This is a genomic window from Fodinicola feengrottensis, assembly GCF_039530045.1.
GTDB classification, from domain to species: domain Bacteria; phylum Actinomycetota; class Actinomycetes; order Mycobacteriales; family HKI-0501; genus Fodinicola; species Fodinicola feengrottensis.
This window is the reverse complement of the sequence record NZ_BAAANY010000041.1, coordinates 22,956-32,475: the sequence shown is the minus strand read 5'-3', so window position 1 is coordinate 32,475 and position 9,520 is coordinate 22,956. Positions and strand designations below refer to the sequence as shown.

Annotated in this window: 8 protein-coding genes and 1 pseudogene; 6 read left to right on the top strand and 3 right to left on the bottom strand. The window is 64.3% G+C overall.

What is annotated here, in order from left to right; genetic code table 11:
* Positions 1-297, bottom strand: a pseudogene (locus ABD301_RS38275) (IS21 family transposase); the annotation flags it as partial.
* Positions 298-598: 301 nt separating this feature from the next.
* Between ABD301_RS38275 and istA the strand changes: the two are divergent.
* The gene (gene istA / locus ABD301_RS38270; RefSeq protein WP_344314971.1) at positions 599-2,071 is read left to right on the top strand and encodes an IS21 family transposase; all 1,473 of its coding nucleotides are present in this window, start codon (positions 599-601) and stop codon (positions 2,069-2,071) included.
* Entirely contained in the window at positions 2,068-2,847 is a 780-nt protein-coding gene (gene istB / locus ABD301_RS38265; protein WP_344314969.1) for an IS21-like element helper ATPase IstB, read from the top strand. The genes istA and istB overlap by 4 nt, the downstream gene beginning before the upstream one ends.
* Before the next feature lie 283 nt (positions 2,848-3,130).
* On the opposite strand, the gene ABD301_RS38260 is transcribed toward istB, so the two are convergent.
* Together ABD301_RS38260 and ABD301_RS38255 are read right to left on the bottom strand one after the other, a co-directional pair.
* Positions 3,131-3,673, bottom strand: a complete 543-nt coding sequence (locus ABD301_RS38260) for a dihydrofolate reductase family protein (RefSeq protein ID WP_163568717.1) — start codon at positions 3,671-3,673, stop codon at positions 3,131-3,133.
* 111 nt (positions 3,674-3,784) lie between these two features.
* Positions 3,785-4,363, bottom strand: coding sequence for a helix-turn-helix transcriptional regulator (locus ABD301_RS38255; protein ID WP_344314968.1), 579 nt, complete (start codon positions 4,361-4,363; stop codon positions 3,785-3,787).
* A 921-nt stretch (positions 4,364-5,284) separates the two neighbouring features.
* On the opposite strand from ABD301_RS38255, the gene ABD301_RS38250 reads away from it, so the two are divergent.
* Genes ABD301_RS38250 through ABD301_RS38235 form a run of 4 tightly spaced genes read left to right on the top strand, consistent with a single transcriptional unit; the run spans position 5,285 to position 9,518 of the window.
* Positions 5,285-6,325, top strand: a complete 1,041-nt coding sequence (locus ABD301_RS38250) for a polyprenyl synthetase family protein (protein WP_344314967.1) — start codon at positions 5,285-5,287, stop codon at positions 6,323-6,325.
* Positions 6,322-7,191 (top strand): SAM-dependent methyltransferase, encoded by an 870-nt coding sequence (locus tag ABD301_RS38245; RefSeq protein ID WP_163568713.1) that lies wholly within the window; start codon positions 6,322-6,324, stop codon positions 7,189-7,191. Before ABD301_RS38250 ends, ABD301_RS38245 begins: the two co-directional genes overlap by 4 nt.
* Before the next feature lie 15 nt (positions 7,192-7,206).
* Positions 7,207-8,520 carry a cytochrome P450 gene (locus tag ABD301_RS38240; RefSeq protein WP_344314966.1) on the top strand — a complete coding sequence of 438 codons (1,314 nt, stop codon included), beginning with the start codon at positions 7,207-7,209 and terminating at the stop codon, positions 8,518-8,520.
* A complete protein-coding gene (locus tag ABD301_RS38235; RefSeq protein WP_163568712.1) occupies positions 8,517-9,518 on the top strand; it encodes a polyprenyl synthetase family protein in 1,002 nt (333 codons plus the stop codon). Before ABD301_RS38240 ends, ABD301_RS38235 begins: the two co-directional genes overlap by 4 nt.
* Positions 9,519-9,520 lie beyond the last annotated feature (2 nt).

Here is a 9,520-nt window from a genome sequence, read left to right as displayed (position 1 = left end):
CAGTAGATGCGCGTGCTTTCCCAGGCCCCACGCCGATGGTGGATCAGGAAGTTCCAACCAATCCCATTGCGTCTCCGCGCCCGCCGGGTGCGCGATCACCGCGGTGTCACGGCCCTTGGACCGGTCACACGCCTCGCAATGCGGACGCAGCCCCAGATCGCGGATCGCCGCGGTCAGCGACGGATACGAACCAGTGAACCCCAACGCGACGACCTCGTCGAACAACGTCGACGCCCACAAATGCGGATCATCAACCAGCCGCTGCCGGCAATACGGCACGAACTCCGCGATCACCACCGGCTCAGACCGGACCCGCTTACCAGGCTCCCGAGCGCCACTCAAATACGCGCGGATCTTATGCCGAACAACTCGTTATGCCGCGTGCGTCCGCGCGGACAATGAAAAAATCCGGGTGCGCGGACAGTTGAGTCCGGGTTGGTGGACATGATTCTTCCGGGTGTATGGACACGAGATTTCCGGGAATCGCCCAGGTTTTGTTGATCGCCGCGTGGGATCCCTCCGGCCGGTTTGGCTCTGGTTGCCGATCAGTGCCAGCGACCGTCCGGAGGGATCTGTGGCTAAGTCTGACAGGGACGTTATGGAGATCTTGGAAGCGTTCGATTTGACCCGTTGTGCGCATTCAGCGGCGAAGCTTGCAGGATGTGATGAGAAGACTGTTTCGCGGTATGTCGCGTTGCGGGACGCCGGTCTGGACCCGGTGGCGCGGACCAGGCGGAGTCGCGCGGTGGACGAGTTCGTGGAGAAAATCGAGGAACTGGTGGAAAAGTCCAGCGGCAAGGTTCGCGCGGACGTGGTGCACCAGCGGCTGGTGGCGATGGGGTTCACCGGCACCGACCGGTCGACCCGCCGTGCGGTCGCAGAGGCCAAGCAGGCGTGGCGAGCCGGCAACCGGCGGGCGTATCGGCCGTGGGTGCCCGAGCCAGGTATGTGGCTGCAATTTGACTGGGGCGAGGGGCCGCGGATCGGCGGGCGACGCACGCAGTTGTTCTGCGCGTGGCTGTCGTGGTCCCGGTTCCGGGTTGTTTTGCCGGCCTGGGACCAAACCCTACCGACATTGATCGCTTGTGTCGATGCCACGTTGCGGATACTGGGCGGCGCGCCGACGTATTTGTTGACTGATAACCCCAAAACTGTCACGGTCGACCGGATCGCCGGCGTCCCGGTCCGGCATCCCGACGTGGTCGCGCTGGGCCGGCACTATGGCTGCAAGGTGGAAACGTGTCAGCCGTTCGACCCGGAGTCCAAGGGCGGCGCGGAGCACACGGTCAAGATCGCCAAGGCCGACCTGGTGCCCACCACCGCGAACCTGGCATCCGCCTACGCCTCGTTCGCCGAGCTCGCGGACGCGTGTTTTGACTGGCGCGAAAGGATAAACGCCCGTCCGCACCGGGAGACCAAGGCCGCCCCGGTCGACCGGCTGGCGACTGAGCGCGCGGTTCTGCACGCACTGCCGACCGAACCGCACACCACCGCGCTCGGTGAGGAACGCCTGGTCGATGACGACCAGACGATTCGGTTCTCCTCGGTCCGGTACTCCACCCCGCCCGGACATGTGGGCACCCGGGTGTGGTGCCGGGTGGTCGGCGACGAGCTGGTGATCACCGGCATGACCAGCACCGGGCTGACCGAGATCGCCCGGCATGCCCTGTCCACGCCCGGAAACCCGCGCATCGACGACGAGCACTACCCGAACCACCCCGGCGGCAACGAACCCCGCCCACCGCGGGTCCGGCCGCGCAGCGAGGCCGAGGTCGCGTTCTGCGGCATCGGTGAAGGAGCGCACCGGTGGCTGATCGAGGCCAGCGCCACCGGAGCGCAGCGGATCCGGTCCAAGATGGCCCGCGCGGTCGAACTGGCCACCATTCTGGGCGCGGAGAAGGTCGACACCGCCCTCGGGCTGGCCGCGATGGCCGGCCGGTTCGGTGACACCGACCTGGCCGCCATCCTGGACCACCTCGCACTGTCCGGCGCGCCCAGCGACGTCGTCTACGCCGACGAGACGCATTCGGCGCAACCGGGCACCAGCGGCTGGGAAGGGTTCGGCGCATGAACACACCCACCGCACCCGCCCTGCCCGTCGATCTGGAGCAGCTGCTGCGCCGGATGCGGCTGCCCTACCTGCGCAAAGCAGCCCCAGACGTGCTGGCCACCGCCCGCGCGCAACGCTGGGACCCCGCCGAAGTCCTGCGGGTGCTGATCACCGAGGAAGTCACCGGCCGCGACTCCGCGACCCGCCGGATGCGCCGCAGGACCGCGAATTTCCCAACCGGTAAGACATTCTCTACCTGGCGGGCCGAGGAGTCCTCGATCTCCGAGGCCACCCAGAACTCACTGTCCACACTGGAGTGGATCAGTCGCGGGGAGAATCTGGCGGTGGCCGGCCCGTCCGGCACAGGCAAGAGCCACTTCGTCGAAGCGCTCGCTCACGCCGCGATCGAGCAGGACCTGCGGGTCGCCTGGTTCACCCTGGAAACCCTCACCCAGACCATCAGCAAGTCCAAGGTCGACGCCTCGATCGCCCGCACCGTCGCCCGGATCTGCCGCTGCGACCTGATCGTGGTCGATGACATCGGCATGCTGCCCGCCGGCCAGGACGCCGCCGAGGCGTTCTACCGGATCGTCGACGCCGCATACGAGCGCCGCTCGATCGCGGTCACCAGCAACATCCATCCGTCAGGATTCGACACAATAATGCCAAAAACTCTGGCCACAGCCACCGTCGACCGGCTACTTCACCACGCGCACCTCGTCCAAACCACCGGCGAATCGCACCGACTCGCCGAAGCCCTCGCAGGGAAAGGAGTCACACCCCTGAAACAACCCTAAACAACCGGACCCCCGTGTCCACCCACCCGGAGAAAACCAGTCCACCAACCCGGAGAAGAAAAGACCGCCAAACCGGAGGCACAAGTGTCCGTTGACACGGCGCACCACCGATAAAAATACAGTCCCCGATGGGAATCCTGCGGTGGATTGAGCGTCCGTGGTGACCCTCTTGGTGGGTGCGTTGGTGTACTCGCGGCAGAGGGGGAGCCGCGGAGCCCACATTGACACCCACCCAAGTGAAGAAATACGAATCTACCCGGGCTACCAGCCTTGTGGTGTCTGGCTACCGACTCGGTGTATAGGCCAGTACCACCGCGCCGTTGCCGATGTCGGTCACGCCCGTGAGGTTCATGGGGGTCGTGCTGATGCCCGACAGCAGCGAATCACCGGAACCCGCGACAAAGGGGGAGATGCTCAGATGCAGTTCGTCCAGCAGACCCGCGTCCAGGAGTGCCCGGCTGAAAGGGCCGTTGCCGTACTTCACCAACGTCCCGTCGCCGGATTCTTTGAGCTTGGCGATGGCGTCGATGGCGTTGCCGGTGAGCACCTCGGCGTTCCAGGTGGTCTCGGTCAGGGTGCTGGAAGCGACGTGCTTTGGCAGGGAGTTGATCTTGTCGGCGAGGTCGCCGGTCATGGTTGGCCATGTTGCTGCGAAGACTTCGTAGGTCACCCGTCCGAGCACGAGACCAGCTGCTTGTTCCAACAGTCGGAGCTGATAGTCGAAGTGTTTGTCGTTGGGGGCGACCTTCATCTGTCCGGCGGAGAAGGCGTCGCCGGTGAACCTCCCGTCGATCGAGAGGTGGTTGTATTCGATCAGTTTTCGCATCCCCGGAGACAACCAGTCCGATGATCGACCGTCTTGTATCGAACCGAATCCTGCCGGCTCCGAGGTGCTGCCCAAGCGGGTGAAGGCAGCTCAGCAGGTCGGTCCAGGGGATCAGAACGCGAGGAACGAGGTGGCCGACCTCAACTCGCCCGGGGTGTGGCCGGTGGCCCATCGCATCGCCCGCGCGAGCTGCGGCTGGTCGTAGTAGCCACCGACGATGACCGCCTCGGCGATCGATCCGCCAGCCGCGAGGAACTGCGCGGCGCGCTGTGCCTGCTCGATGCTGACGAGCTTGCGGCGTGATACTCCAACGGCCCGGCGGAACCGGATTTGCGCTATCCGTTCCGACATGGCTCGTGGTCGTTCGCCGTGACGGATCTCCTCGACGAGTGGATCGAAGATCAACAGTCCTGCACGTACAAGCCTGTTGACGAAGACGTCGACGTTCTGCTTGGTTGGCATCTCCCAGTCTCGGTTGTCCAGCAAGATCCGGTCCCCTGACAGGGTCGGTAACAGAGCATCGTTCAGGTTGGCCAGACCCGACGGCGGGAACAGCGGCAGATAGGCACCGAACTGCAGCTCGACGCCGAAAAACTCCCAGCCCTCTGGACAGGTCAGGTGTGTGGCCCTGGTCTCCGGTCCACGTACATGCACCGTCCACTTGTCACCATTGCGCGCAAACGCGATCATGGAGGAGCCTTTGACCGTCGAGGTGAAACCGGTCGTGGCGTCACAGCTTGCCGACCACACTCGTTGCATCAGTGGGAGTTCGCCAGCAACAGCGTCGAAGTTGAACCCCATAACCACCGAGTCTAGGTGGCTGGTGCCGAATGGGCTGTTTGTGGGTCTGGAGGGCCGTTCTGTACGGGTCCTCCCTGTCGTTGAGGGGATGGGTTCGTGGTCATTTGTCAGAGGCTAGCGAGCCCCGATTAGCCGCCGGTAATTCGCGGTACGCGCCAGGTAAATCTGGCCTGGATGGCGAGACCAGCATGTGAGGAGGGTCGATGAACTCTCCTGCAGCAGGTCGATGTTCAGCAGCCGGTGGAGACCGAGGCGTCACGTGACCTGTACGCCAGTGTCAAGCCGAATCTTGGTGCGCAAGCGGCGGCACCGGCGCTTGCGCGGGGTCGAGAACATGGTGATGTCATTGTCCGCGATGGGATTGACCCTGGGGATTTCTCCGCGTATCTGGCCGAGCTGTAGTGCGTCGAGGTATGCAAGGCCGCGATCGCTGTCCCGGTCGTGGAGAGCTGGGGCGGGTGGCGAGAACCGACTTTGCGAGTCCGGGGGCGGATTCCATTGCTGGGTCGATTGTCAGGACCCCGCCGTGAGGTCGGTGTCGGTGAGTCGGGTGGCCCGGCACGGTGACTGGTACGGGCAGTGCGAATATACTGAGGTTTGTCATTGAAAATTGTGACATCTGTCCATTGTCGGCGTTGTTGTCAGATGATCTACTCTCGAATAGGTCGAATTCGAGCCATCCCTGCGCAATGTCCGCGTGGGACCCATACGTGCGCCCAGCGCGTGCAGAGATCCTCGCGGATAGTCGTGTGAGCTGTTAAAGACAGGTACCCGGTTGCCCTTCAAAAGGGGTCGAGACTCGGAGTTTTTATGACGCTGGGTGGGCAGGTTGGTTCGACCGCCACGGCGGTCGCCCGTACTCTCACGGGGCCGGCTTTGCGGTCTGTGGTTGACCGGCTGCAACCGGATCTCGCATTGTTGTGCGGCTATCATTTCGGTTGGAGCGGGCCGCACGGTGAGAGCCTTCCCGATGGTTCGGTGCCGGCGGGAAAGAGCACCCGGTCAGCGTTGTTGTTCGCGGCAGCGCGGGGAGTGGGTGGCTCCGAGGAGATCGCCCTTCCTGGGGCGGTGGCCGTGGAGCTGGTGCATAACTGGACTCTTCTGCATGACGACATCATTGACCGGGACACTGAGCGTCGGGGCCGGGAGACGGCTTGGTCGGTGTTCGGTTCGGGATTGGCCATGCTCGCCGGCGATGCGCTGCTCTCGGCCGCGTACACGACCCTTGCTGCGGCCAGGCCTGTGAGTCAACACGCACTCCAGCTGCTCTGCGACGCCGTTGACCGGCTGATCGCCGGCGAAGCCGCGGAACTGTCGCTCATTACCCGGCCGGGCGCCGGCGTGGATGACTATCTCGCTGTCGCCAGGGGGAAAGCCAGCGCGCTGGTGGAATGCGCGCTCGGACTGGGAGTGGCGCTCAACGCAGGGTCGGCCAAGGCGATCGAGGCGCTGAGTGTGGCCGGTGGTTATCTCGGTATTGCTTGGCAGGCCGCGAACGATGTCGAGGACATCTGGGGTTGTCCCAGCATTACCGGCAAAGCCGCCCGCGGAGACCTTCGCGAGGGCATCCGGACGTTGCCGGTGCTGGCGGCGCTGGCGTCCGACACAGCGGCCGGCCGACAGCTGGCGGCGGAATGGGGTGTCGGTCGCCCGGACGACGCCTTCCTTGACCGGGCGAGCGTACTTATTGAAGAGGCAGGTGGGAAGGCGACGGCTGAACGTGTTTCCACGGAGTATCTCGACCGTGCCGTACGGGCGTTGTCGAAGGCGGGCTTGTCCGCTGCATGTCAGGACGAGATCGGCCAGCTTTTCCGACTGATTGTCATCAGAGACTCGAGGAGCATCGCTTGATCGACCTGCAGAACATCATCCGCAACGACTACGAGCGTCTTCTGAAGATCGAGTGGGACGAGAAGACCGACGACCAGATCAACCTGCTGCTCGGAAAAGAGGACGGGCTGGTCCATCACCACTATGCCGTCGGTGACTACGATCACGGCATTCTCGACCTGCCGCCCAGCGTCCGGGAACAGGCGATCCTCGACGAGATGCACCGCATGGAGAACGAGCAGGTTGGCTTGGTGCTGGACGGTCTTGTCGGACTGCCGCGCGGATCGCGGGTTCTCGATGCCGGTTCGGGTCGAGGCGGCACCAGCATCGTAGTCAGCAAGGAACTCGACGCGGAGGTTGTCGGGGTGAACATCTGCCGGCACCATATCGACTTCGCCGAGAAAGCGGCGCACGACCACGGCGTGGGAGAGAAAGTCAGCTTCCATTACGCGAACATGGCTGACACAAGGCTGCCGGAAAAATCCTTCGACGCCGTCGTCACCAACGAAACGACTATCTATGTCGATCTGGACGAGGCGTTTGGTGAGTTCGCCCGACTGCTGAAACCAGGCGGTCGGTACGTCATCGTGACCTGGTGTGGCAACGACATCGTCGGTGGACGCGACGAAATCGAGGCAATCGACGCACACTACGTCTGCCACATTCACAACCGGTCGCACTACTTCCAGATGTTGGCGAAACACAACTTCGTCCCGATCCGGGTGTCGAACCACACCGTCGACGCTATTCCGTATTTCGACCTTCGGTCGTACTCGAACCTCGCGGCCGGCGTGGAGAAGCCCTTCCTGGATGCCTATCGGGCGAACAAGATGAACTACATCGTTATTGTGGCGGAGTTCGGCGGCCGTGAGGGCGCTGGGCGATGATGTGCACTTCTTTCGATGCGCGCCGGGAAAGGCGTGACTGTGGACGGCGGTGAGCTGATCCGTGCTCTGCGTACTCCAGGGGGACGCGCCGACCCGTACCCGCTTTACGCCCAGCTGAGGAAATTGGCACCGGTGTGGGCCGAGCAGACCAACGACTGGGCGGTGGCCACCGGATATGCTGCCTGCGGCCAGGTTCTGCGCAGCCCCGACTTCGGGGTGGATGACCGAGCCGAGTTCGACCGTTCGGATCCGAACTGGCGCGAGTCGCCGGTGCTGCGCCGGGCTGCCAACTCGCTGCATTTCATGAACTCCCCGGACCACGAACGGGTACGCAGGTTGGTCGCCGGTACGTTCACTCCGCGCCGAATCGGCGACATGCGGGTGGCGATCGAGACCGCGGCGAGCCGGCTGATCGACCGGCTCGCCGAACGCGGAGCCGACGGGGCTCCGGTTGACTTCATCAGCGGTTTCGCCTTCGAGCTCCCCATCACGGTGATTTGCGACCTGGTCGGGGTTTCGCCCGCCGACCGGCATTGGTTCCACCAGCGGGTGAACGCGATCGTCGCCGGCCCACCGCTGCGCACCGGACGCGCCCTGCTGGAGTCCGACGACAAGCCGCGGTCGCTCGCTGCCGTGGATCAGACAACAGTGGAGCTGCGGGACTATTTCGCCGCGCTGGTGGCCGAACGCCGCGAGTCACCGCAGTCGGATCTCACCAGCGCACTGGCCGCCGCACACGACGCGGAGGGCACAATCAGCGAAGAGGAGCTGTTGGCGAGCCTGGCATTGGTGATCGCCGCTGGCTTCATTACCACCATGAACCTGCTCGGCAATGGCTTGGCCATCTTGCTTGACCACCCCGACCTGACTCGCCGGCTCCGCCTGGACCCGTCGCTGGCGCCCGCGTACATCGAGGAAATGCTCCGCTACGACTGCCCAGTCCAGGTGCTTGCCCGTCGTACGCTCCGGGAAACCACCCTTGATGGGCTCCGGCTGCCGGCCCGCGCTTCGGTCGCCGTCCTGGTGGGCGCCGCCAACCGGGACCCGGCCCGGTTCGATCAGCCGGACACGTTCGATCCACTGCGGACAGTCAAACAGGCGCTGAGCTTCGGCGCCGGCCCGCACTACTGTCTGGGCACGATGCTAGCCAGGCTGGAGGCCGAGATCGCCTTCAAGATGCTGCTCGACAGGTTCGAGGACATCACCCTCGCCGGCGAGGCGAACCGGCACAACCTCCTGGTTCTTCGCGGCTACACAGCACTTCCGATCTCGGTACGGCAGAGCCGCCACGTACGGGGGGCGCAGGTTGCGGGGAAGGCGTTGTCGTGATCACTGAACTGGAGCTACCGGCGATTTTCCAGGATGAGCTCTATCCGGCCATCGACCTGGAGATCGACTCGGCGGTCGATCGGCTGGACGACTCGCTGGGCCTGACCAAGAAGGTTCTGCACCAGTTTCTTGAGGTACGCAGAACAAAGCAGGTCATGCGAGCCGTGCCGCTGCTGATTTTCGGCGCACTGACAGGTGACCTTCGGCCGGCAGTACCGATCGCGGCTGTCAACATCCTCTGGTACACCGCTGGTCGGCTCATTGACAACACCACGGACGGTGCGGTCGAGGAGGCCTCAGCTGGGCTGGATGTCGCTGAGGCCATGATGGCCGCAATCCTTTGCCTGCATTCGGTGCCGGCCGAGATTATCGCTCGACTGGACCTGCCGGCGAGCACCCTTTCACTACTGGCCGCGGACCTCTCGTACGGGTCAACATCTGGTGTCGAGGGTCAGCTGCGGGAGTTCCGGGCCACCCCGGAGACAGTCCGGCCGGTCGAGGTGTTGCGGTGCTACCGGCGCAAAACCGGTGGCGGTTATGCGATGGCTGGCGCGATGGCTGCCCGGCTGGCCGGCGCTGACCAGCCGGTGGCAGAGCGATGGCGAGATTTCGGCTTCACCTTCGGTTCGCTTCGACAGCTTCGCAACGACCAGGAGGACCTGGCCACCGGTCGCGAGGAGGACCTACGCAACCAGGTTCTCACGTTCCTGTTCGCCTCCGTGCTGACCCGGTCGACTGGCTTGGACCGCGGCCGGCTGCTCGCACTGCGTGCCCAGGCTCCGCTGTCGGCGCAAGCTCGCGGCCAGCTCAGGGAGCTGCTGCTGACCACCGAGAACGTTTGTCTTTACGTCCAGGAGATCGAGAAGGTTCGGGCCCGGGCGCACGGGCTGCTGGACAGTTTCGGCGACCGGGCGCCGTGGTTGGCGAGACTGCGCGACTTTGTCGACGTCTCGGCTCGACCGCTGCCCTTGTTCCAGCAGATTCTCGGACAATCGTGAAA